Below are 22,768 nucleotides of genomic sequence, written 5' to 3'. Positions count from 1 at the left end.
GGCGATTCTCGCGACGCGAGAATCGCCGAATCGCCGGGCCTGTCCCCAGCTCGCCGGCCCAGCTCGCCGGCCCAGCTCGCCGGCCCAGCTCGCCGGCCGGTCGGGCGCGAAGATCTCGCCAGCGCGACCGTCGACAGTCTTGTAGGCGAAGGCTTCCGCTTGCGCGAGCCCCCCGCCGCGCGGTCGTCCCGCTCGCAGCGCTGCCCGAGCCCGACCATCCAGGCAAGCCGCTGGATTCCCTCGGAGAATTTCTCGGGATCCCAGAACCTTCAGGGTCCGTCGCCCCAGCGCATCGCCGCGGCGATGCCCTCGGCCGAGAAGGGCCCCGGGTGCCCGAGCCGGGAGCGGACGGCCGGCTGGGCGTAGACCGTGAGGGTCGCGAGGGATTTGAGACCCCGGTAGAGGTCTCGCTTGATAGCCATGCGCGAACGCAGGAGATCTTCGAGCACGCGATCCTGCGCCCGGGCGTCCAGGGCCGTGAAGGGAGCGAGCTTCGGCAGGAGCGGCCACACCGCCCACTCGAGGACGGCGAGACCCTGCCCGAGCGCGCTCGCGAGTCCGGGCAGGCGCGCCACCCATGCGTCGGCCGCGGCCGCCGGGTCGATCGCGCGCGAGGTGACGAGCGCGCTGCAGGCGGGGCCGACGAGACGCAGCGCGAAGGCCTGGAAGGTGGCGTAGGCGCGCGGCGAGAGGACGGCGAGGCGCAGCCCGGGCGGCGGCGCAAGCGCGGCCGGGGCGGCGCCGCAGCCTGCCGGCAGGAGGCCCGCGGCCGTCGCGGTGCCGGCGAGACGCAGGAAGCCGCGCCGATCGAGGCGCGCGAGCGCGGCTTCGACCTCGCGCGTGGGCCCCGCCGCGTTCACACCCGGCGCCTCCCGAGGCTCACACCGATGCCCGATGCCGTTCACGCCGATGCTCGGCCGGCTCATGCAGCCCTCGCACGCTCGCCGGTCCGCGCCCGTTCGGCGATGCGCAGCGCGTTCGCCATGATCGTGACCTGCGGGTTCACGCCGGTGTTGCCGGGCAGCGACGACGCGTCGCTCACGTACAGGCCCGCGACACCGCGTACGGCGCCCGCCTCGTCGCAGACGCTGTGCGCCGGGTCGCCGCCCATGGCGGCGCCGCCGAAGAGGTGCACCGCGTAGAGCAGCGTGAGATCCCGGGGGCCGAGCGCGCGGGGCGCGAGCGCCGCGAGCTCGGCCTCGCTGCGGATCGGCGCGCTCGCCTCGAGCGGGAGCCACACCTCCTCGGCCCCGGCTGCGAGGTAGAGGCGCGCGAGCCGCCCGATCGCGTCGCCGATGCGCCCGAGGTCGCCGGGCGTCGGCGCGTAGGCAATGCGGGCGCTGCCGTCGCGCGCGAGCGTCACCCGGCCGCGCGCTTCGTCGCGCAGCACCACCACGGTACGCGCCAGGTGGGGGAGCGCGCCCATCGCCCGCTCGAGATCGGCTCCGAAGCGGGGCAGCGCGTTCGCGGTGACGGGCGCTGCCACCGACACGTTCTCGAGCATGAAGCCGGGCCCGTGCCGGCCGTGGACGTCGCTGAACTCGGTCACGGCGTAGGCCATGGTCGGCCCGAAGAAGCCGTAGACGGGCTCCGCGAAGCGCGCCGTCACCGACACGCTCGAATGCAACTGGAGCCCCTCGCCCGCCGCGATCCCGCTGCGCAGGAGCAGCGCCGGGGTCTCGAGGATGCCCGCGGCCAGGACCACGAGCGGCGCCTCGACGCGCAAGGGACCGGCCGGCTCGCCGCTCGCCGGGTCGAGTCGCAGCACCTCGACGCCGCGCGCGCGGCCGGCCTCGATCGCCACGCGCAGCGCCCGCGCGTGTGCGAGGACCCGCGCGCCCGCGCGTTCGGCGCGCGGCACCCAGGTGAGGAGCGCCGACTGCTTCGCGCCGCTCGGGCAGCCGAGATTGCACAGGCCCAGGTTCACGCAGCCGCGCACGTTGCGCGCCATCGCCGCGCCGGCCCAGCCGAGGCGCCGGGCGCCGGCCTCGAGCAGCCGCGCGTTGCGTGAGAGGTTCGCGGGGCCCGTCGGCGCCGCGCCGATCTCCGCCCAGACGCGCTCGACGTGCGGCGCAAGCGTGCTCTCCGTGAGCCCCACGAGCCCGTGCTCGGCGCGCCAGCGCGCGAGCACCTCGGGCGGCGGCGCCCAGCACAGGGCGTCGTTCACCACCGTCGAGCCGCCGACGCAGGCGCCGGCGTAGAGCTCCATGCCGCTGCCGGACGCGGTCGTGGCCTTCATGAGGCGCGCGAGCATCCGCGCCTCTTCGCCGTCGAAGTCGCGCGTCTCCCAGCGCGCGCCGGCCTCGAGCAGCACCACCTCGAGCCCCGCCTCGGCGAGCGCGGCGGCGGCCGGAGCGCCGCCCGCACCCGAGCCCACGACGACGGCGTCGGCCCGCAGGCGAGGCTCGCTCACGCGCTCACTCCGCCCAGCGCCAGCGCACCCCCTCCGGCGTCCGGTCCCCGACCAGCGCCCCGAGCGCGATCACGCGCTGCATCTCGTCGGCGGCAAGTCCGGCATCCACGCCCGTCGCCTCCGCGACCGCCTGCCCGAGGCCCGCCGCGCCGTCGCCCGGGAAGGCCGGGAGCGACTCCACCACCTCCTCGAGCAGCAGCTTCCAGAGCAGGGCCTGGCGCCGCCGGCGCAGATAGGTCTTGCGCTCGTAGCCCCGGAGCTGGTCGGTGGCGTAGAGGTGGTCCTGATAGCGCAGGTAGCGCTCGATCGTGTCCTCGTAGGCGTCCGAGACGGCCTGGATCGCCTCGGGGCTCGCGCCGGGCGTGCGCGACACCACGTGGTTGGCGTCGTACCGCGTCCAGTCGCTGTGGAGGATCTCGAGCCCGTACTCGGCGGCCTTCGCACGCACTTCGGTGCCCGGGAAGGGCGACAGGATGTGGAAGCCGTAGAGCGAGCCGAACTCCTTCTGCAGCTCCTCCGCGAAGGCGACCGTCTGGCGCAGCGTCTCCTCGGTCTCGCCGGGCAGCCCCACGATGAACGAGGCCAGCGCGCAGATCCCGGCATCCTGCGCCATGCGCATGGCGTCCTTCACCTTGGCCAGGTTCGAGTGCTTCTTGACGCGATCCAGGATCTCCTGGCTCCCGCTCTCGACCCCGAAGCAGATCGCCTGGCAGCCGGCCTTCGCCATCGTGGCGACGATCTCGGGCGTGATCGTGTCGACGCGCGAGAAGGCGTTCCAGCGGATCCCCGTGTCGCGCTCGATCAGCTCGCCGCACACGGCCAGGAAGTGCTTGCGGTAGAGCGTGAAGAGGTCGTCCTCGATCGTGATCTCGGTGAAGCCGAGCCGGGCCAGCTCCTCGATCTCGTCCATGCAGCGCTTGGGATCCCGGTAGCGCACCCGGCGGCCGTTCCAGGCCGGCGCCGAGCAGAAGATGCACTCGTAGGGGCAGCCGCGGCTGGTCACGACGCTCGCGTGGCTGTCGAAGGCCAGGTAGCGCGCCAGCGGCATCAGGTCGCGGGCCGGCTCCGGCAGCGTGTCGAGGTCGTCCTCGATCGGGCGCGGCGCGTTCTTCCAGGCGCGGCCCGTCGAGCGGTCGATGCCGGCCAGGCCCCTCACGTCGCGCAGGTCCAGACGCCCCTCGAGCGCACGCGCGAGCTCGCACAGGGTGTGCTCCCCCTCACCGATCGCGACGAAGTCGAGGGCGGGCAGGCGCTGGAAGGAGCCCTCGATCTCGAAGGAGACGTGGTGGCCACCCATCACGATCGGCACCCGCTCGTCGCACTTGCGCACGACCTCCGCGATCGACTCCGCGATGTGGTGGTTGAGCGTGACCGAGGTGATCCCGACGAGCTCGGGCCGGAAGCGCTGCATGCGGCGCTCGACCTTCTCGGGTGTCACCCGTGCGAGCAGGAAGTCGAGGATCTCGACCTCGTGACCCTCGGCGCGCAGGGCGGCGGCCAGGTAGGGGAGCGTCACGAGCAGGCGCGGGAACTCCTCGAACGGGTAGGACGGGTTGATCAGCAGGACGCGCAAGTCGGGCCCCCTCCGGCGCGGAGCGCGCAGGCGCCCGGCCGAGCCAGCGATCGGGGGGCGGAGGGTAGTCGCGCCTCCGGGGCCGCGTCAGTCGCCGCCCCGGGCGGCGGCGGCGAGGGCCTCGCGCTGGGCAGGGGTCGGCGCCGTCACGCCGGCGATCCAGGCCTGCAGCGCACCCGCCGGCTCCGCATGGATGCCGGGCGCCGGTGCGACGTCGGTGAGGACCACGGCCGTCCCCGCGACCTCGGCGACGACGATCGTGGTCCCGCGCGCCGGAGGCGCCGCCGCCGCCCGGGCCAGCGCCTCGCGCACCGCGTCGGTCGGAGCGGCCACGCCGGGCACCCAGTAGACCCGCTGCTTCACCTTCTCGGCGTAGACGCCGGGAGGGGCCTGGGTGGTGGCGAAGACCGGCGTCCCGCCCTCCGGGCCCGCATAGACGAGGGCCGCCATGCGGCGGCGCTGCGCCACGGGGGGAGGCGGCTCGGCCGCGGTCGCAGCCACGGATGCCGGCAGCGCCTCGACGGCCGGTGCCGGCGCCGGCGGGGCTGCAGGAGCCGCGGCGGGGGCGGACGGGTTCGCCGCGGGCTCGGCTCCCCCCGCGAGCCCGGCCTCCGCCGCGCTTCCCGGCTCGACGGCGCGTCCCGCGAACGCGGCGCCGGCAGGAATCCCGAAGGGCCGGCGCGGATCGCCAGGGCGCCGCTTCACGACCGCCTTGCGCATCTCCGCCGAGCGCGCTGCCGCCGCGGAACCGCCAGCAGCCGCGTCGTGGAGGAACACCGCTCGCGCGGCGTCGCCCCAGCCGAGCGTCGGGTCGATCGCGATCGTGGTGCCGGCGAAGGCCCACTCGGGATAGCTGCGCACCATCGCGAGGAACGGCGCCGCGGTCTCCGCGGTCACCGTGTCCGGGAAGGCGAGCGCGCGCCGGGCGAGCTCGTCGGGCGCGATCGGCACTGCTTCGGAGCGGCGGCCGCCGGGAAGCTCGCGAGCCTGGGCTCCGGTCGCCCTGGCAAGTGCCTCGAGCCCGGCCTGGAACGGCCCGGGCTCGGTCCACACCCCCGTGCGCAGCCGGGCCGAGGCCGCCCGTGCCTGCCCGGGACCGATCTCGATCTCGCCCACGTACTGGCCCCCGAGCGCGCGCGCCGCCACGAAGCCGTCACCGCACAGGAGGCGGAAGTCCGCACCCTCGCCCTGCGCGAGCCTGCGCGCGGCGTCGGGGATCCGCGCCTCGGCGAGCCCCTCGCTCGCGATCGTGCGGGCCACGTGGGCGCCGACGAGGAGGCGCCCCCCGGCACGCGAGAGCACGACGAGCGTCCAGGTCGTGGGCCCCCCCTCGTGCCGCTCGGCGCCCGCCCCGCCCATGCAGGCACCCGGGTCGCCGATCGGCCGCGCTTCGCCGCGGTCCCACGCGGTCCCGAGGGCAAGGGGCGCAGCGGCCTCGAGCGGCAGGAGGAAGCTCTCCTGCGCGCGGGCCGGGGCGGACCCGGCGAGCGTACAGGCGAGCCCGAGCGCGAGGCACCACGGGCGGCCTCGGGTGCTGCGGGCGGCGACGCGACGGTCCATCCCCTTCCCCCTCGGCAGGACGCGGCGGAACCGTAACGCCTCCCCGCCGAGCTGCGCTTGCCCGGTCCTCGAGCCCCTGGCCGGCCGGCGCGGACCCGGTGCGTCCCGCGCGCTGCTGGCACAGACTCGGGCGCCCATGACGGTCGCCGCCGAGCCCGCCAGCCCCGCGCAGGCCGAGTACGAGCGCCGGCGCGCAGTCCGGAGCGCCGAGGCAGCCCGCACCGGCGCCTCTGCGCGACGCGTCTCGAACGCGCGGCTTGCCGTCTTCGTGGCCGGGCTCGCGCTCCTGTGGGGCGTGGTCGGCGACGGGCGCCTTCCCGCCTGGACGCTCGGCGCGCCGGCGCTCGCCTTCGCGGCGCTCGTGGTCCGGCACGACCGGCTGCTGCACCGCCGCCGGAGCGCCGAGCGCGCCGCCGCCTGGTACGACGACGGGCTGGCGCGCCTCGACGCCCGCTTCGCGGGTCGCGGCAGCGCGGGCGAGCGCTTCCGCGACCCGCACCATCCCTACGCCGGGGATCTCGACCTCTTCGGCGCAGGCTCCCTCTTCGAGCTGCTGTGCCGCGCGCGTACGACGGCTGGCGAGGACGTGCTGGCCTCCTGGCTGCTCGCGCCCTCCTCGCCGGAGGCGATCCGTGCGCGCCAGGCCGCCGCGACCGAGCTGCGCGACGCGCTCGACCTTCGCGAGGAGCTCGCGCTCGCCGGCGAACGCGTGGCGGCGGGCCTCCACGCCGAGGCGCTCGCGGCCTGGGGCGACGCGCCGCCGCCGCCGCCGCCGCCCGCACTGCGTGCGGCGGCGCTCGGGCTCGCCCTCGCATCGCTCGCCGGGCTCGCGGGCCTCGCGCTCGGCGCGCCGCTGCTGGTGCCCTGGCTCGTGGTGCTCGCGACCGCGGCCGGCTTCGCGGCGCGCGTGCGCGGCCGGGTGCGGCGCGTGCTACGTGAGATCGACACCGTCGTGCGCGATCTCGGCCTGCTCGCCGAGCTCCTCGCCATCCTCGAGCGCGCCGAGCTCGGCGCCCCGCGCCTGGTGGCACTGCGCGCCGCGGTGTCCGCGGAGGACGGCAGGCCCCCCGCCAAGGCCATCGCCCGGCTCGCCCTCCTCGCGCAGCTCCTCGACGCGCGCCGCAACCAGCTCTTCGCACCGATCGGGGCCGCGCTGCTCTTCACCACCCAGGTGGCCTTTGCCGTCGACGCCTGGCGCGCCCGGCACGGCCCGGCGCTCCGGCGCTGGATCGAAGCGGTGGGTGAGCTCGAGGCGCTGGCCTCGCTGGCGGGCCAGGCCTACGAGCATCCCGCCGACGCCTGGCCGGAGCTGCTCGAGGGCCCGCCCTGCTTCGAGGCGCGCGCGCTCGGGCACGCGCTGCTCGCCGAGGCGCGCTGCGTCCGCAACGACCTGCGGCTCGACGGAGCCCGGCGCGTGCTAGTCGTCTCGGGCTCGAACATGTCGGGCAAGAGCACCCTGCTGCGCAGCGTCGGGACCAACGCGGTGCTCGCCCTGGCGGGTGCCCCGGTACGCGCCGCCGCCCTGCGCCTGACGCCCTGCGCGATCGGCGCCTCGATCCAGGTCCACGACTCGCTCCAGGAAGGCCACTCGCGCTTCTACGCCGAGATCCGCCGCCTGCGCCGGATCGTCGACGCGACGGAGGGAGCGCTCCCGGTGCTCTTCCTGCTCGACGAGGTGCTGCACGGCACGAACTCCCACGACCGCCGGATCGGCGCCGAGGCCGTCGTGCGCAGCCTGGTCGCGCGCGGGGCGATCGGGCTCGTCACCACCCACGATCTCGCGCTCGCGCGCCTCGCGGACGCCCCGGAGCTCTGCGCAGCGAACGTGCACTTCGAGGACCGACTCGTCGACGGCCGCATGCATTTCGACTACCGCATGCAGCCCGGCGTGGTGACCCGCAGCAACGCGATCGAGCTGATGCGCGCGGTCGGCCTCGACGTGTGACACGCGGCGCTCCGCCTTCCCACCTAGATCCCTGGGGACCGGAGGCTCGATGCGCCGCGTGTTCGACCATCTCCATGCGGAGCTCTCGGTGGGCGTGGGCCGCCTGGTGTCGCGCTATGCCCTGTGGCTGCGGCTGCGCGAGGTGGGCCTCGACCCCGAGCGGCTGACCCCCGCGGAGGCGCTGGGCTTCTGCCGGCGCCATCTCGGGGCGTTCCTCGCCGAGCAGGGCCTGGCGCTCGCGGCGCGGCCGGCCCGCCGCCTCGAGCGCGAGCTCGGCCGCTTCGACCCGGCCCGGCCCACCCCCTACGAGCGTGCCGCGCGGGTGTAGCCCTAGCCTGGGGCGCGTGAAGCGATCCGGGCCGGTGCGCCTTCCTGCCCTCGCCCTGCTCGTGGCGGCCTCGCTCGCGGCCGGCTGCGCGCCCGCGCCGCCGTCTCCTGCGGCGCTCGAGCGGGTGACCCGGGCGTGGTTCCACCCGACGGCGCGGGAGGAGCTTCCGCCGCGCGACGATCCTGGCTGGCGAGCGGTGGCACTCCCGGACCGTTGGGGTCTGCGGCGCCGCGCGCAGTCCCTCGAAGGCTGGTACCGCGTCGAGTTCGCGGCCAGCCGGCACGAGCCGTGGGCGGTCACGATCCCGGGCGACTGGGAGCATCTGCGGGTGCTCCTGAACGGGCGTCCGCAGCTCGATGCGCGACCGCAGTACGGCGAGCTCCTGCCCACCGAGCCGGATCTGCTCGTCCTGATGCCCGCCGACGAGCTGCACCCCGCCGCGAACGAGCTGGCGCTGCGCTACCGCACGGCGGTCTGGCGGATCGGCACGCTCGGCACCCTCGTGATCGGTCCTGCCGAGAGCGTGCACGCCGAGCGCGAGCGCGACTACCTGCGCCAGTCGGTGGCGCCCTCCTCCTTCGCGTGGTTCGCGCTGGCCTGCGGCGCCATCGTGGTGCTGCTCGCGCGCTGGGACCCGACGCGCGCGGCCGGCTGGTTCGTCGCGGGCACGGCCGCCTGGTGCCTGCCGCTGCTCGAGCCGATGCGCTCGTGGATCGACGTGGGCCAGGGGCTGCCGTCGTCGCTCCTGCTCCACTCGTTCCCACCCCTCTTCGCGATCGGCTTCCACCGCGCGCTCGAGCTCCGGAGGCCACGCCTCGAACGGGTGCTGCTCGGCACGATCGCGGCTGGCGCCCTGCTCCGCTTCCTGGTGCCGCCCCTGCTCGTCCCCGCGGTCGACTGGCTCTGGTGGGTCGTCGACATCGTGATCGCCGCCTACCTGCTCCACCTCGCCATCGGCGCCCGGCGCGCCGGAGTGATGCCCCACGCGAGCGCCGGCCTGCTGGCGGCGGGCGTCCTCGGGCTGACGGCGGGCCTGCACGACGTCGTGAGCGTGCTCGCCGCACGCCCGCTGCTCGGCTTCGCGCTGAGCCCCTACACCCCGGCCGTCCTCGCGCTCGCCACGGCGGCCGCGCTGGTCACGACGCTCGGCGCGCGCGTCGCGGAGGCCCAGCAGCTCAATCTCGAGCTCGAGGAGCGCGTCGAGCAGAAGCGCCGCGAGCTGGCCGGCAGCTACGCGCGCATGGCCGAGCTCGAGCGCGACCGCGCGATCACCGCCGAGCGCGAGCGGCTGATGCGCGAGATGCACGACGGGGCCGGCGGGCAGATCGTGTCGGCGCTCGCGATGGTGGAAGGCGGCGGCTTCGAGCGCGGCGCTGTCGCCGAGGCGCTCCACGACGCGCTCGCAGACCTGCGCTTCAGCATCGACTCGCTCGATCCCTCCGAGCCCGACCTTCTCTCGCTGCTCGGCGCCGCGCGCGCCCGAATCGGGCCGCGCCTGGAAGGGCGCGGACTGCGCTTCGCGTGGGAGGTGCGCGACGTCCCGCGGCCGGCGCGCTTCGGCCCCGAGACCGCGCTCCAGGTGCTGCGCATCTTCCAGGAAGCGGTGGTGAACGCCTTCCGGCACGCCCGTGCGCGCGTGGTGACCGTCCGGACCGGCGAGGAGCGGGACGGCGATCGGGCCTGGGTCTTCGTCGAGATCGCCGACGACGGTCGCGGCTTCGACCCCGCGGCGCCCGGCGAGGCGGAACGCAGCGGCGGCGGCCGGGGGCTCGCCAACATGCGCCAGCGCGCGGAGCGGATCGGCGCGACGCTCAGCGTCGCGAGCGGGCCGCAAGGCACTACGGTGCGGCTGCGCCTGCCGCGCGAGGGGCCGGCGGCTCAGCCGTCGACGCCAACGAGCCCGGAGGCCAGCGCCTCGTAGACCGCCTCGCCCCGCGAGTGCACCTCGAGCTTGCCGTACACGCGCCGCACGTAGGTGGCCACGGTATGGGCCGAGAGCCCGGTGAGGCGCGCGATCTCGCCGTAGGTGAAGCCCTTCACGATGTAGCCGAGCACCTCGCGCTCGCGTGCCGAGAGCGTGGGAGCACCGGGACCGGGCGTGGGCGCGCCGGACGCGGGCGCGGGCGGTGCCGGAGCGGCCGGCGCCGGCTCGAAGCGCTTCAACAGAAAACGGGCCACCGGTGCGCTCATCGGCGAGCCGCCTGCCAGCATCTCGAGGATCGCGCCCCCGATCGCCTCGGCAGGAGCGTCCTTCAGGAGGTAGCCGAGCGCGCCCGCCTCGATCGCCGACACCACGTGCGGCTCGTCTCCGAAGACGGTCACGACCATGCACAGGGTCGGCAGGCCCCGGCCGCGCAGCTCGCGGATCAGGTCGATGCCGCTGCCATCGGGCAGGCCGATGTCGGTGAGCAGCACGGCCGGCGCGGCGCCGGCGAGCGCCGCGCGCGCCTCGGCACAGCTCCCGACGGCGCCCGCGAGCGCAAGCCCCGCGTGGGCCTCGATCACCGCGCGCAACCGCGCGCGGGTGGCCGCATCGTCCTCGACCAGCAAGACGGCGGGGAGCGCCATCGGACCCGGCTCCTTCGGCCCGTTTCCTTCGATCCGCTCTCGTCGATCCGTTCCCCGGGGTCGTTCCACGGGGATCCCTTGCCCGGAACCCATTCGACCCCAGCGCCCGGGCCGGCGCCATCACCCGTTCTGGGGACAGCCGTCCGAGCTAGGCACCCCGGCGCAGCTGCGGACCTGCCTCCTCGAGCCGCTCGCGGATCGCCTGCCGCCGCTCCTGGAGCTGGCGGTGGGTGAGCTGCTCGACGTCGTTCTCGAGCCCCATCGACTTCTTCATGCCCTCCAGGTCGAGCTGCGCCTGGCCGGGGTCGAAGCCGATGTCGCGCGCGATCCGCGCGCCGTGCTTCTCGGCGAAGTAGGCGTAGATCTTGGCCACCTCGCCGAACAGGTTCACGTCGGGCGCGAAGCGCGCGATCGAGCCGTCGAAGAAGAGCATGTTCTTCACGTAGAGCATCAGGTGCTTGGGCAGGCGCGCGCCATGGCGCAGCAGGCCCTTGATCACGTCCTGGATCTCGTGCACCAGCTCCTGGCTGCTCATCCGGGTGGGATCGCGTACGGGCTCGTCGACCTTGAGCAGGCGCAGCATCTCGTCGAGGTCGGCGTCGGGCGGCAGCGCGCCGAGGTCGCGGAAGGCCGCGAGCTGGCCGCGCACGTCGTTGACCGCGCCGGTCATCATCATGCGCAGGAAGGCGAGCCGCTGCGGCTCCTCCATCCGGCCGGTCATACCGTAGTCGTAGAGCGCCACGCGGCCGTCGCGCAGGACCGAGAGGTTCCCGCCGTGCAGGTCGCCGTGGAAGACGCCGTAGATCATGGCGCCCTCGAGGAACGAGATCATGAGCGAGCGCACCATCTGGCCGGTGTCGATGCCGGCGGCCTTCATCCCTTCGATGTCGTCGTAGTGGAAGCCCCCGAGCCGCTCCATCACCAGCACCCGGCGCGTCACCAGCTCCGGGTGCGGGCGCGGCACCACCACGATGGTCTGCCCGGCGTCACGCAGGAGGTGCGCGATGTCGAGCATGTTCTGGGCCTCGAGCCGGAAGTCGAGCTCCTCGGCGATGGTCTCGGCGAAGAGCTCGACCAGCGCCGGCGGGTTCGCGAGCGCCGCCACCGGGATCCGTCCCACCAGCCACGGCGCGATCCACGCCATCGCAGCGAGGTCGAGGCGCACGAGCCGCGCCACCTGCGGCCGCTGCACCTTGACCACGACGGGCTCGCCGCTGCGCAGCACGGCCGGGTGCACCTGCGCGATCGAGGCGGCCGCGAGCGGCGCGCGCTCGAAGGACCCGAAGCTCTCCTCGAGTGGCCGGCCGAGATCCTCCTCGACGACCCGCCGCACGACCTCGAAGGGCTCGGGCGGAACGCGATCGCGCAGCTGGCGGAACTCGCGGACGAGCTCGGGCGGGAAGAGCCCCTGCCCCGACGACACGATCTGGCCGAGCTTGATGTACGAGGGGCCGAGCGCCTCGAACGCGCGCCGCAGCCGCCGCGAGAGCCCGGCGCGCGAGGCCTCGCCACCGGCGCGGCGCTCGCCGAGGCGCCACGCGAGCAGCGCCCCACCCACGCGCGCGCCGGCGCTCGCCGAGCGCCGCAGCGGCGGCAGCGCGCGTCGGCGCACCCAGTCGGGCACCTGCGCCTGGCTGGCCACCCGGAGGCGATCCACCTCGTGCCGCCACGCCATGCGCTCGGGATCGACCTCCCACGGGCCGTCCTCGCTGAACGCGAAGCGCGAGAGGTCCTGCATCGCGCCACTCTAGCCGATGGCGATGGCGGTGGGGCCGAGCGAGCTGCTACCTCCGCTCTCCGGGAGGACCGCGATGCGTCCCTGGCTGCTCGCCCTCGGCCTTGCCGCCGCTGCCGCCTGCGCGCCCGGGCCGGAGCGGGAGCCCCGGGAGGCGGATCCTGCGCCCGGCAGCGCGCAGGACCCCGTTCTCGAGAGCGGTGCAGACCTCTACGCGCGCTACTGCGCGAGCTGTCACGGCGCGAGCGCGCGCGGCGACGGCCCGGCCGGCGCCAGCTCGAGCCCGCCGCCGAGCGACCTGACCCGGCTCGCCACGCGCTGGGGCGATCCGCTCGAGCGCGAGCGCCTCGCCGACTTCCTCGACGGGCGCGGAGCCCCGCGCGCCCACGGGACCTCCGGCATGCCCGTCTGGGGTGAGCAGCTCTACGCGGGCGAGCGCGCGGAGTCGCCCGCCCGTGAGGCGGCGCGCCGTGGAACCATGCTGTTGATCGTCGAGTACCTCCAGACGCTCCAGAAGCCCAGCGAGGCGTCCGGCGGCCCGTGAGCGCGCCCGTCCTCTCCAGCTCCGATCGCAGCGCAGGCCTCGACGCCCTCGAGCGCGAGCGCTTCGACTGCGTGGTGATCGGCGGTGGCATCACCGGCGCGGGCGTTGCGCGCGAGGCCGCCCGCCGCGGGCTCTCGGTGGCGCTGCTCGAGGCGTGCGACTTCGCCTCGGGCACCTCGAGCCGCTCCTCGAAGCTGATCCACGGCGGGCTCCGCTACCTGGCGCTCGGCGACGTGGCGCTGGTGCGCGAGACGGCTCTCGAGCGCAAGCACGTGCACCGGCTCGCGCCGCACCTGGCCGAACCGCGCTGGATGCTGGTGCCGGCCCGCTCGCGGGCGGCGCTGCTCAAGTTCCGCGCCGGGCTCGGCACCTACGAGACTCTCGGCGCCGTCGCCGAGGCCGACCGCCACCGGAACTGGAACGCCGAGGAGCTCGCGCGCCGCGAGCCCCTCCTGCGCCGCGACCGCACGCCCTGGGCCTGCGTCTACCGCGAGTACCTGACGGACGACGCTCGCCTCGTGCTCGCGAACCTGCGCGACGCCGCGGCGGCCGGCGCGCGCGCTCTCTCCTACGCGCCCGTCGAGGCCGTGCTCGTCGAGGGCGGGCGCGCGTGTGGCGTCGAGGCACGCTGCGCCGAGAGCGGGCGGCGGATCCGGGTGCGGGCGGGCGTGGTCGTGAACGCGGCGGGCCCCTGGGTCGAGGCGCTGCGGCGGCTCGAGGCGCCCGGGGCGGCGCCGCTCCTGCACCTCTCGAAGGGGGTGCACGTGGGCCTGCCGGCCGCGTGCCTGCCGATCCGGCACATCGCGATCCTGGGCGCCGCCGATCGGCGCTCGATCTTCGCGATCCCGCGCGGCGAGGTCGTCTACCTCGGCACCACCGACACCAGCTACGGCGGCGGTGCCGACCGCGAGCCCCCGGTCGAGCGCGCCGACGTCGAGTACCTGCTCGAGCCTGTGGTCCGCCACTTCAACGTGTCCACCCTGCAGCCTGCCGATTGCGTGACGGCCTGGGCCGGGCTGCGGCCGCTCGTGGCACAGCCCGGGAAGGCGCCCACCGAGATCTCGCGCAAGGACGAGCTCCTGCTCGGCCCTGCCGGCGTGCTCACGATCGCCGGCGGCAAGCTCACCGGCTATCGCAAGATGGCCGAGGCCACGGTCGCGCGGGTGGCGGAGCAGCTCGGCCGCCAGCTCGCCGAGCCCGGCGCGGAGCCGCCGCTCCCGGGCGGCGACTTCGCCGGCGAGGTGGACGCCCTCGCCGCGCGGCTCGCCGCCCAGGCCCATCTCGATGCGGCTGCCGCGGACCGGCTCGCGCGCCTCTACGGCGCGGAGGCCGAGGCGGTGGTGGCACGCGGCCGCGAGCCGCTGGTGCCCGGCGCGACGGTGCTCGCGGGCGAGGTCGGTCACGCGGTGGAGATCGAGGCGGCCCGCACGCTCGAGGACCTCGTCTACCGGCGCACGCGGGTGGCCCTCTACGATCCGAGCGCGCGCGAGGCCATCGTCGAGCCGGCGGCGGCGCGGATGGCGGCGCTGCTCGGCTGGTCGCCGGAGCGCACGGAGCGCGAACGCGCCGCCCTGCGTGCGCGCCTCGCGGCCGATCTCGCGTTCCGGAGCGCCGGCGCGGCTCCGGATCCGGTCGTCGAGCGCGGGGCGCGACGCCTCGCGGAGCCGGGCTCGTGAGCGCGGCGCTCGCCGAGCTGCGCCGTGAGCTCGGCGCGATGGTGCGCGACGACGAGGCCACCCGCGCCGCGCACCGCGCCGACGCCTGGGTGATGGCCGAGTGGGCGGCGCTCGCAGGCCGCGGTGGCCCGCTGCCGCTCGCGGTGCTCGAGCCCCGCGACACCGGCGCGGTGGCGCAGGCCCTGCGCGCCTGCCGCGCGCTCGGCCTTCCGCTCGTCACGCGCGGCGGCGGCTCGGGCGTGTGCGGCGCGGTGCAGGCCGGCGCCGAGCACGTCGTGCTCTCGACGCGCGCGCTCGCCGGCCTGGTGCGCCTCGACGCCGACGACGCGCTCGCCGTGTTCCGCGCCGGCACGATGGGCGCCGACGCCGAGGAGCGCGTCCGCCAGGAGGGCTTCACGATCGGCCACCACCCGCAGTCGATCGCGCTCTCGACGGTCGGCGGCTGGGTCGCGACCCGTGCGGCCGGCCAGTTCTCGACGGCCTACGGGAGCATCGAGGACGCCGTCCTGGCGCTCGAGGTCGTGCTCGCCGACGGATCGATCCTGCGCACGCGCGAGACGCCGCGCGCCGCGGCCGGCCCCGACCTGCGCCAGCTCTTCCTCGGCAGCGAAGGCACGCTCGGGATCGTGACCGAGGTCACCTTCTCGCTGCGGGCGCTGCCGGAGGCGTCACGCGGTCAGGCCCTGCACTTCGCCTCCTTCGAGGCCGGCTTGCTCGCCATGCGCCGGCTGCTGCGCGCGGGCTGGCGGCCCCCGGTCGTGCGCCTCTACGACCCGCGCGAGTCGCGCCGCGGCTTCCGCGACTTCGCGCCGCGCGGCCGCGCCCTGCTGCTGCTCCTGCACGAGGGGCCCGCCCCGGCCGTCGAAGCCGAGCTCGCCGCCGCTTCGGCCCTGTGCCGGGAGGGCGGCGGCTCCCCGACCGATCCGGATGCGGTGTCCCACTGGCTCGCGCACCGCAACCAGGTGCCGAGCTTCCGCAGCTTCCTCGAGCAGGGCGTCGTCGTCGACACGATCGAGGTGGCGGCCACCTGGAGCCGGCTCCCGGCGCTCTACGAGGGCGTCGTCCGCTCGCTCGGCGAGGTGCCCGGCCTGCTTGCGGCGAGTGCCCACGCGAGCCACGCCTACCGCTCGGGTGCGAACCTCTACTTCAGCTTCGCGGTGAGGCCCGCCGAAGCGCACCAGATCCCGGCCGTCTACGCAGAGTGCTGGCGGCGCACGATGGAGGCGACGCTCGCCGCCGGCGGCGGCATCGCGCACCACCACGGGATCGGACGCGTGCGGCGCGGCTGGCTCGCGCAGGAGGTCGGTGCGGCGGGCGCGGAGCTGCTCCTGAAGCTCAAGGACGCGCTCGACCCCGAGGGCCTCCTGAACCCGGGCAACCTGCTCCCGCCGCGTACGGGCGCTCCCTGAGCGGCATCCACCGGACGTATTCCGGCCTGCGATGCGCCTCAGGCGCCGTGCAGCCGGCGAGCGCAGCTCGGACAGAGCCCGTGGCTCACCGTGCCTGCCGTGACCGGGGTCGCCGGGCGGACACCGAGCGACACCCGACACCAGGCGCAGACGACCGCGACCAGGCGCCGCGCGCGTGCGGCGGCCTCGCTGAGGGGCTTCTCGGGCCTGCCGTCCATGGCCGCCCGCTTCGGCCGGCCGCCGGATCGACCTGAGCCGGCCGCCCCGGTACCGTCCGCAGCCCATGAGCGAGCTCCCGGAGCGCACGATCGGCGCCGTCACCGTGCTGTTCGGAGAGCGGGGCGGGAAGTACCCCCACGGCAACAGCCTGCTGGTGCGCGGCCCGGCCGAGGCGCTGGTGATCGACCCCTCCCTCGCCCTCCTGCCCCGGCGCGGCCGGCTGCCGGCGGTGGACCGCGTCCTCAACAGCCACTGCCACGAGGACCACCTCGCGGGCAACCACCTGTTCCCCGATGTGCCCTGGCTCCTGCACGAGGCCGACCTTCCGGGCCTGCGCTCGCTCGATGGGATGATGGCGATCTACGGCTACCCGGGGCCCGCCCGCGACGCCTTCCGGCGCGTCGTCGTCGAGCAGTTCCACTACGTGGCGCGGCCCGACGCGGAGGGCTTCGCCGAGGGCGCCGTCTTCGAGCTCGGCGGCGACGTGCGCGTGCGCGTCCTCCACGCGCCCGGCCACACGCGAGGCCACTGCTTCTTCTGGATCGAGCCCGACGACGTGCTCTACCTCGCCGACGTCGACCTCTCGAGCTTCGGTCCCTACTACGGCGACGCCTGGTCGGACCTCGAGGACTTCGAGCGCACGCTCGCGCGCCTGCGCGGGCTCCGGCCGCGCCACTGGGCGACCTTCCACCACGTCGGCGTGTTGAGCGACCCAGACGAGGCGCGCGCGCGGATCGAGCGCTTCGCCGCGAAGATCGCCGAGCGGGAGGAGCGGCTCCTCGTCTTCCTGCGCGGCGGGCCGCACGACCTGGCCGCGATCGCCCGCCACCGCTTCGTCTACCGGCCCGAGGACGCCGTGGGCTGGGCGGAACCGGTGGAGCGGCGCAGCATGGAGCAGCACCTGGCTCGCCTGCTCGCCGCCGGCCGGGTGCGCGAGGTGGAGCCGGGGCGCTTCCTCGCCGGCGCCTGAGGCGGCGCGCGGGCGCTCATTGCCATCCTCCGGCCGGCCGATGAGCGGCGGCGATGTCCTATGCGATCGTGCAGGCCGCCGCGTCCCTGGTGCTGGCATCCAGCCTCGCCGTCTACCTGCTCCTGCGCCCCTTGCGCACACCGCTGCGCAGCCCGCTGCTCGGGCTGCTGGCGAGCCTGATCCTGTGGGCGGCGGGCGTGATCTGGCGCTTCGCGGCTCCCGACGACGCCACCGCCTGGCAGGGCTTCCGCTTCGCGTGGCTCGGGATCGCCGCGGTGCCTCCGCTCTGGCTCGTGCTCGCCGCGCGCTATGCGCGGGGCGAGACCCTCGAGCGCCGCCCCCTGGTCGTCGCGGCGCTCTTCGTCCCGGCCGTCTTCGCGTGGCTCGCGCTCGCCACCAACGACACGCATCGGCTCTTCGTCCGCTCGTTCTCGCAGACCGCCCTCGAGCGCGGCCCGCTCTTCTACAGCTGGCTGGCCTTCGCCTACCCGACCATCGCGGCCGGCGTCGTGCTGTTCGTGCTCGCCGCCCGGCGGACCTTCGAGCGCAACGAGCGCTCCCGCATGTGGATCGCCATCACCGGGGCCCTACTGCCGGCGGGCGCGAGTCTGCTCTTCGTGTCGAAGCTGCTGCCGCTCCGCTACGACCCGACCCCGGGCGCGCTCGCCATCTCGATCCTGCTCTTCACCTTCGGGATCTTCCGCCTGCACTTCCTCGACGCACTCCCGCTCGCCCGGCGCGACGTGATCGACCACCTGCACGACGGCGTGTTGATCACCGACGGCGCCGGTCTCGTGCTCGACGCGAACCTGCGCGCGCTCGAGATCCTGGGCCGCCCCGTCGAGGGCGTGCGCGGCCACGCGCTGTCGCTCCTCCTGCGCGAGATCGGGCGCGAGCCCGAGCCGAGCAGCGCGCTCGCGAGCGCGGCGCTCGCGCTCGGTCCCGACGAGGTCTTGCCGCGCCGGGAGCTGTCCGCACGGCTCGACCGGATCCTCGAGGTGACCGGCAAGTGCCTGCGTGGGCCGGACCGGAGCGCCCTCGCGCGCGTGCTGGTGCTGCGCGACCGCACCGAGGAACGCCGCTACGAGCGCCTGCTGCGCCAGACCCAGAAGCTCGAGACGGTCGGCAGCCTCGCCGCCGGCGTCGCGCACGAGGTCAACAACCCGCTCGCCTTCGTGCGCGCGAACCTGCACCAGCTCGAGCGGCTCGGCGGGCAGCTCGCGAAGCACGTGGACACCCTCGCCCGGACGGACCCGGAGGCCCAGGAGCTGGCCGAGCTGCCCCAGATCGTCGCGGAGTGCCTGGACGGGATCGACCGCATCGGGCGCATCGTCGGCGCGATGCGCCGCTTCTCGCGCCTGCCCGCCGAGGAGCTCGGGCCGGTCGACGTGAACGAGGCGGTACACGAGGCGATCCGGCTCGCCGAGCTGCACCACAACCGAGGCGTCACGATCGAAGCATGGCTCGCCGAGGGCCTGCCCGCCGTGCACGGCTCCGCGCAGCGCCTGACCCAGGTCGTCCTGAACCTGCTCGTGAACGCAAAGCAGGCACTGGCCGGACACACGGATAGACATATAACGGTGTACACACGGCTGACACGCGACATCATCGAGCTGGCGGTCCTCGACGACGGCCCCGGCGTCCCCGAGGCGCTCCGCGAGCGGATCTTCGACCCCTTCTTCACGACCAAGGGGCCCGAGGAGGGCACCGGCCTAGGGCTCGCGATCGCCTTCGACATCGTGCGCGAGCACGGCGGTGTGCTCGAGCTGCGGCCGGGGCCCCGCGGAGGCGCCTGCTTCCTCGCCCGGCTGCCCGCCTACGGCGACGCCGACGCGCTGGCTGCCTCCGCCGCCGCCGGCTGAAGGCCTACCCTGCGGCTCGATGGACGACGCCCCGGTGGAGCTGCGGCGGGCGCCCCGGCGCGCGCCCGTCGACGAGGCCGCACTCGTGCTCGAAGCGTCCGGTCTGCACCCGCAGGTCCTGTCGGGACCGGAGGGCTTCGCGCTGTGGGTCCCTGCCCTGGAGGCGAACGCGGCCCGCGCGGCGCTCGCGGCCTTCGAGCGCGAGAACCCGCCGCCGGCGCGGCCCGCGCCGCCGCCCCCGGCTCTCGATCCGGCGGCGATCCCGCACGCGCTGGGCGTCGTGGCCGCGCTGCTCGCCTTCTTCCTCGTCACCGGCGCGCGCCGCGCGGGTGTCGTCTGGTTCGAACGTGGCGCCGCCGACGCGGCGCGCGTGCGGGCCGGCGAGCTCTGGCGCACGGTCACGGCGCTCACGCTCCATGCGGATCTCCCGCACGTGGTCGGGAACGCGGCGGCCGGCGCGCTCTTCCTGGCCGGCGTCTTCCGCGTCTTCGGGTTCGGCGTCGGCGCAGCCCTCGTCCTGCTGAGCGGCGCCGCCGGCAACCTCGCGAACGCCGTCCTGCGCCCAGGGCCGCACGAGGTGGTCGGCGCCTCGACGGCGGTGTTCGGCGCGCTCGGCCTGCTGGCGGGGCGCGGCCTCGTGCTGGGCCGCGGGAGCGGGCTCCGCGGCCGGCGCGCGTTCGTGCCCGTGGCGGCCGCCCTGGCGCTGCTCGCGATGATCGGCACCGAGGGCGAGCGGGCCGACGTCTGGGCGCACGGCTTCGGGCTCGCGGCCGGGCTCGGGCTCGGCGCCCTCGCAAGCGGGCTCGGTGCCACGATCGGGTCGCCCCGCACGCAGCGCCTCGGCGGTGCGGCCGCCCTCGCCGGAATCGCGGGGGCGTGGGCGCTCGCGCTGCGCTGAGCACGAGGCGGCCACGGCTTCAGCCCGGCGCGCGCCTCCGCTCGAGCAGGCGCAGGCCGCGCAGCGCGTCGCGGTCCTCGGGCGCCGTGCGCAGCGCCGCGCGGTAGTGGCGCTCGGCGGCCTCGATGTCGCCGGTCGCGACCGCGAGCTGGCCCAGGATCGTGTGCGCGCGCACCGCCTCGGCGTCGCGGGCCAGCACGCGCTGCGCGCAGGCGCCGGCCTTGGCGCGCGCGACCGCGCGCGCGGCATCGTCGCGAGCCGCCAGCACCTCCACCCACGCCTCGTACATCCGGTACTCGGGCTCGTCGCCCTTCAAGGCGCAGGCGCGGCCGAAGGCGCGCAAGGCGCCCGGGAGCGCCGACTGCTGGAGCAGCGCGAGCCCCTGGCGGAAGGCGCGCTCGGCCTCGAGCGGAGCGCTCTTCGGATCGAGCGGCTTGCGGGCGGCCTGGGCGAGCACATGGCGCATCCGGGCGAGCGAGCGGGCGGTGTGCTCGGGGGACGGCGAGGAGGCGGGCGTCGCGGGCGGCTGCGACCGGGCGGGGGCCGGGGCGGCCGTCGCGGGCCGGGGCGGCGACACCTCGCGGCCGGGCGCAGGTCCAGGCGCGGCGGGCGCGCTCGTCGCGTCGGCCCAGTCGACCGCATCTGCGAGCACCAGCGCCGCCAGCACCTGGGCGGCGTGCACCGCGTCGAGCGGTGCGGCCGCGCGGATCGCTGCGAGCGTCCGGGCACCGTCGAGGGACCGCGCGAGGCGCTGCTCGGCGGGCGCGAGATGGAAGCGGGTGGCGACCTCGGCGAGCCCCCCGCGCAGGGCAGGCCTGTGGCTCGCATGCGGCGCCAGGATCGGCTCCAGGCGCTCGGGGCCGAAGTGCGCGCGGAGCCCCTCGAGCAACAGGGTCTCGAGCGGCGGACAGGGAACCGCGAGCAGCTCCTCGGGCAGCGCCTCGCAGGGCTCGAAGGAGTGGTCGAAGCGTTGCCAGCGGAAGCAGCTCACGATCTTCTCGCGCACCTGCGCCGAGAGCGCTGCGAACACCTCCTCGGCGCCGAGCAGGCCGAGCTCGACCAGCACCTCGCCCATCCGGGTCGTCTCGCTCTCCATCAAGCGCTCGGTCATGCGCTCGATCACGCGCAGGTAGTCGGCCTCGGAGAGCGTGCCATGGCGCAGCAGCATGCGGCCGAGCGTCTCGCGCAGCGCGCCGCCCTCGGCGAAGACCGGCGCGCCCGCGCGCAGCGCGATGCGCGTGCACACGCCCTCGGCGCGAACCTCGAGCACGCCGGTCTCGGCGCGCCGGCGCAGCTCGACGAGCAGCGCCGGGAGCGTGGAGCCGGCGGGCTGCAAGGCCTCCGGGACCAGGGAGTCGCCTGCGGAGACCGCCGCACCGCGCGCCACCGCTGCTGCGATCGCCTCGGCGATCGCGGCGGCCTTGGCGCCTCGTTCGAGGACGGCGTCCGTGCCGCGCGCGGCGGGCAGCGCCCGGGCCAGCGCGGGTGCCACGCCGGCGCCGTCGAGGACGACGAGGGCGGGCGGCTCGGGGCCCTCCTTCACGAGCGCGACGAGCCCGATCCAATCGGCGTCGGGCAGCGGGACGGCGAGCACGACCGCGTCGAGCCGCCCCTCGCGCAGCCGCTCGATCGCGTGCCGCGCGGAGGAGAACGGCTCCGCCCGAGCGCCGAGACCCGTGAGCCCGCGCGCGAGTCGGCCGGCGGACGCGGCGTCGGGCTCGACGAGGAGCACGCGCAAGCCATCGAGCGACGCCCCGTGCATGCCATCGGGTCCTTCCCGCCCGTGCGTCCTGCATCGGCAGCCCGCCCCCGCCACTGGACCCGGCCCCACGCCGGCGACGGCCCCAGCGACCCGGGCGCGCCTCCGGCGGGCGAGCTAGCTTGCGCGCGCCTCGGACCGGGGGGGAACCGATGGTGCCGTCCGCTTCACGCCGAGCGCTCCGGACCGGCTGGGTGCTGGCCCTTCTCGCCGGCCTCGGCGCACCGGCGGCGCGCGGGGCCGACGACGCGCAGACCCGCGCGCAGATGCGCGAGCTCTTCGCCGCCATGCAGCTCCTCCTCCCCCTCAGCGCCGACGGTGACCTCGCCGCGCCCGACGAGCGCGCCCGCGTCACGCGCGCGCTCGAGGCGCTCGCCTCCCATGCCGAGCTGCTCGCCGCCCACGCCGGCGAGTCCGACCCGGCGCGCCGCTACCTCGGGCGCTCGCTCGCGAGCGACGCGCGCAACGCGCTCGAGCGCTATCGCGAGGGGCGCACCGACAGCGCCGCCTTCCTGATCCAGCAGGCAACCGAGAACTGCATCGCCTGCCACGGCAAGCTGCGCAGCCCCGGCGACTCGCCGGTCGCCACGCACTTCGTCGACGCGGGTGTCCTTGCCAAGCTGCCGCCCGAGGAGCGCGCCCGGCTCCAGATCGCGACGCGCCAGTTCGACGCCGCGATGACCACGCTCGAGGGTCTCTTCGCCGAGCCCTCCGTCCACCCCTCGACGATGCTCGGGCCGCTCACCGACTACCTGACCGTCGCGGTCCGGGTGAAGGGCGACTACGACCGCCCCCTGCCCGTGCTCGAACGCTTCGCGAAGCGCCAGGACCTCTGGCTCCAGCTCCGCGCCGACGTCGAGCAGTGGATGCGCGACCTGCGCGAGCTGCGTCCGCTGCGCGACGAGGTCCCCTCGCTCGCCACCGCCCGCCGGCTGGTCGAGGAGGCGCGCAGCGGCGGGCCCTTCGCACCCGACGAACGGAGCCTGGTCCGCACCCTCGTCGCCTCGAGCATCCTGCACCGCTGGCTCGCCGGGGGCGGGCACCCGGCGGCCGAGCAGAGCGAGGCCTGGGGGCTGCTCGGCGCCTGCGAGCTCCGGACCGGGGACACCTTCTGGCTGTCGCAGGCGGAGTTCTACCTGGAGACCGCGATCCGCAGCGCACCGGGGAGCACGCCCGCCCGGCGCGCCTACGAGCTGCTCGAGGCCGAGACGATCGAGAGCTACACCGGCGCGGCGGGCGCCGACCTGCCGCCCGCGCTGGCGGCCCACCTCGCAGAGCTCCGCAAGCTCGCCGAAGGCCGCTGAGGCGC

At 75.8% G+C, this 22,768-nt stretch carries 18 protein-coding genes; 10 read left to right on the top strand and 8 right to left on the bottom strand.

What is annotated here, in order from left to right; translation table 11 throughout:
• Positions 1 to 269: 269 nt before the first annotated feature.
• From OZ948_01965 to OZ948_01950, 4 genes are all read right to left on the bottom strand, one after another.
• Complete coding sequence (locus OZ948_01965; protein MEB2343486.1) at positions 270 to 926, bottom strand: hypothetical protein; 657 nt, start codon at positions 924 to 926, stop codon at positions 270 to 272.
• On the bottom strand, positions 923 to 2,413 hold the full coding sequence (locus tag OZ948_01960; protein MEB2343485.1) for a GMC family oxidoreductase: 1,491 nt from the start codon (positions 2,411 to 2,413) through the stop codon (positions 923 to 925). The genes OZ948_01965 and OZ948_01960 overlap by 4 nt, the downstream gene beginning before the upstream one ends.
• 4 nt (positions 2,414 to 2,417) lie before the next feature.
• The gene (locus OZ948_01955; protein MEB2343484.1) at positions 2,418 to 3,986 is read right to left on the bottom strand and encodes a radical SAM protein; all 1,569 of its coding nucleotides are present in this window, start codon (positions 3,984 to 3,986) and stop codon (positions 2,418 to 2,420) included.
• An 87-nt stretch (positions 3,987 to 4,073) separates the two neighbouring features.
• Positions 4,074 to 5,546 carry a hypothetical protein gene (locus OZ948_01950; GenBank protein MEB2343483.1) on the bottom strand — a complete coding sequence of 491 codons (1,473 nt, stop codon included), beginning with the start codon at positions 5,544 to 5,546 and terminating at the stop codon, positions 4,074 to 4,076.
• A 136-nt stretch (positions 5,547 to 5,682) separates the two neighbouring features.
• Here OZ948_01950 and OZ948_01945 point away from each other — a divergent pair, with 136 nt between their 5' ends.
• Genes OZ948_01945 through OZ948_01935 form a run of 3 tightly spaced genes read left to right on the top strand, consistent with a single transcriptional unit; the run spans position 5,683 to position 9,740 of the window.
• Positions 5,683 to 7,491, top strand: coding sequence for a DNA mismatch repair protein MutS (locus tag OZ948_01945; protein MEB2343482.1), 1,809 nt, complete (start codon positions 5,683 to 5,685; stop codon positions 7,489 to 7,491).
• A 49-nt stretch (positions 7,492 to 7,540) separates the two neighbouring features.
• On the top strand, positions 7,541 to 7,819 hold the full coding sequence (locus OZ948_01940) for a hypothetical protein (protein MEB2343481.1): 279 nt from the start codon (positions 7,541 to 7,543) through the stop codon (positions 7,817 to 7,819).
• Between the two features lie 16 nt (positions 7,820 to 7,835).
• Complete coding sequence (locus OZ948_01935) at positions 7,836 to 9,740, top strand: ATP-binding protein (protein MEB2343480.1); 1,905 nt, start codon at positions 7,836 to 7,838, stop codon at positions 9,738 to 9,740.
• Here the strand turns inward: OZ948_01935 and OZ948_01930 are convergent.
• Both OZ948_01930 and OZ948_01925 read right to left on the bottom strand, forming a co-directional pair.
• On the bottom strand, positions 9,698 to 10,387 hold the full coding sequence (locus tag OZ948_01930) for a response regulator transcription factor (protein ID MEB2343479.1): 690 nt from the start codon (positions 10,385 to 10,387) through the stop codon (positions 9,698 to 9,700). The two genes, OZ948_01935 and OZ948_01930, sit on opposite strands and share 43 nt — an antisense overlap.
• A 148-nt stretch (positions 10,388 to 10,535) precedes the next feature.
• Positions 10,536 to 12,125 (bottom strand): AarF/UbiB family protein, encoded by a 1,590-nt coding sequence (locus OZ948_01925; GenBank protein ID MEB2343478.1) that lies wholly within the window; start codon positions 12,123 to 12,125, stop codon positions 10,536 to 10,538.
• 73 nt (positions 12,126 to 12,198) lie between these two features.
• Here OZ948_01925 and OZ948_01920 point away from each other — a divergent pair, with 73 nt between their 5' ends.
• The 3 genes from OZ948_01920 to OZ948_01910 are packed head-to-tail and all read left to right on the top strand — an operon-like array spanning position 12,199 to position 15,751.
• Positions 12,199 to 12,666: a cytochrome c gene (locus OZ948_01920; protein MEB2343477.1), complete on the top strand. Its 468-nt coding sequence runs from the start codon at positions 12,199 to 12,201 to the stop codon at positions 12,664 to 12,666.
• Positions 12,663 to 14,342, top strand: a complete 1,680-nt coding sequence (locus OZ948_01915; protein MEB2343476.1) for a glycerol-3-phosphate dehydrogenase/oxidase — start codon at positions 12,663 to 12,665, stop codon at positions 14,340 to 14,342. Before OZ948_01920 ends, OZ948_01915 begins: the two co-directional genes overlap by 4 nt.
• Positions 14,339 to 15,751 carry an FAD-binding oxidoreductase gene (locus tag OZ948_01910; GenBank protein MEB2343475.1) on the top strand — a complete coding sequence of 471 codons (1,413 nt, stop codon included), beginning with the start codon at positions 14,339 to 14,341 and terminating at the stop codon, positions 15,749 to 15,751. Before OZ948_01915 ends, OZ948_01910 begins: the two co-directional genes overlap by 4 nt.
• Positions 15,752 to 15,789: 38 nt before the next feature.
• Here OZ948_01910 and OZ948_01905 read toward each other — a convergent pair whose 3' ends face one another.
• Positions 15,790 to 15,969: a hypothetical protein gene (locus tag OZ948_01905; protein ID MEB2343474.1), complete on the bottom strand. Its 180-nt coding sequence runs from the start codon at positions 15,967 to 15,969 to the stop codon at positions 15,790 to 15,792.
• A gap of 65 nt (positions 15,970 to 16,034) precedes the next feature.
• On the opposite strand from OZ948_01905, the gene OZ948_01900 reads away from it, so the two are divergent.
• The 3 genes from OZ948_01900 to OZ948_01890 are packed head-to-tail and all read left to right on the top strand — an operon-like array spanning position 16,035 to position 19,700.
• Positions 16,035 to 16,940 (top strand): MBL fold metallo-hydrolase, encoded by a 906-nt coding sequence (locus tag OZ948_01900; GenBank protein ID MEB2343473.1) that lies wholly within the window; start codon positions 16,035 to 16,037, stop codon positions 16,938 to 16,940.
• A 53-nt stretch (positions 16,941 to 16,993) separates the two neighbouring features.
• The gene (locus OZ948_01895; protein MEB2343472.1) at positions 16,994 to 18,802 is read left to right on the top strand and encodes an ATP-binding protein; all 1,809 of its coding nucleotides are present in this window, start codon (positions 16,994 to 16,996) and stop codon (positions 18,800 to 18,802) included.
• 19 nt (positions 18,803 to 18,821) lie between these two features.
• A complete protein-coding gene (locus tag OZ948_01890; protein ID MEB2343471.1) occupies positions 18,822 to 19,700 on the top strand; it encodes a rhomboid family intramembrane serine protease in 879 nt (292 codons plus the stop codon).
• Positions 19,701 to 19,719: 19 nt separating this feature from the next.
• Here OZ948_01890 and OZ948_01885 read toward each other — a convergent pair whose 3' ends face one another.
• Positions 19,720 to 21,462, bottom strand: a complete 1,743-nt coding sequence (locus OZ948_01885; protein ID MEB2343470.1) for a response regulator — start codon at positions 21,460 to 21,462, stop codon at positions 19,720 to 19,722.
• Positions 21,463 to 21,653: 191 nt separating this feature from the next.
• Between OZ948_01885 and OZ948_01880 the strand changes: the two genes are divergently transcribed.
• A complete protein-coding gene (locus OZ948_01880; protein ID MEB2343469.1) occupies positions 21,654 to 22,763 on the top strand; it encodes a hypothetical protein in 1,110 nt (369 codons plus the stop codon).
• Positions 22,764 to 22,768 lie beyond the last annotated feature (5 nt).

The sequence above is a fragment of the Deltaproteobacteria bacterium genome (assembly GCA_035063765.1).
Classification (GTDB): domain Bacteria; phylum Myxococcota_A; class UBA9160; order UBA9160; family PR03; genus CAADGG01.
Note: the sequence above shows the minus strand (reverse complement) of the source record. Positions and strands in the feature narration are given on the sequence as shown.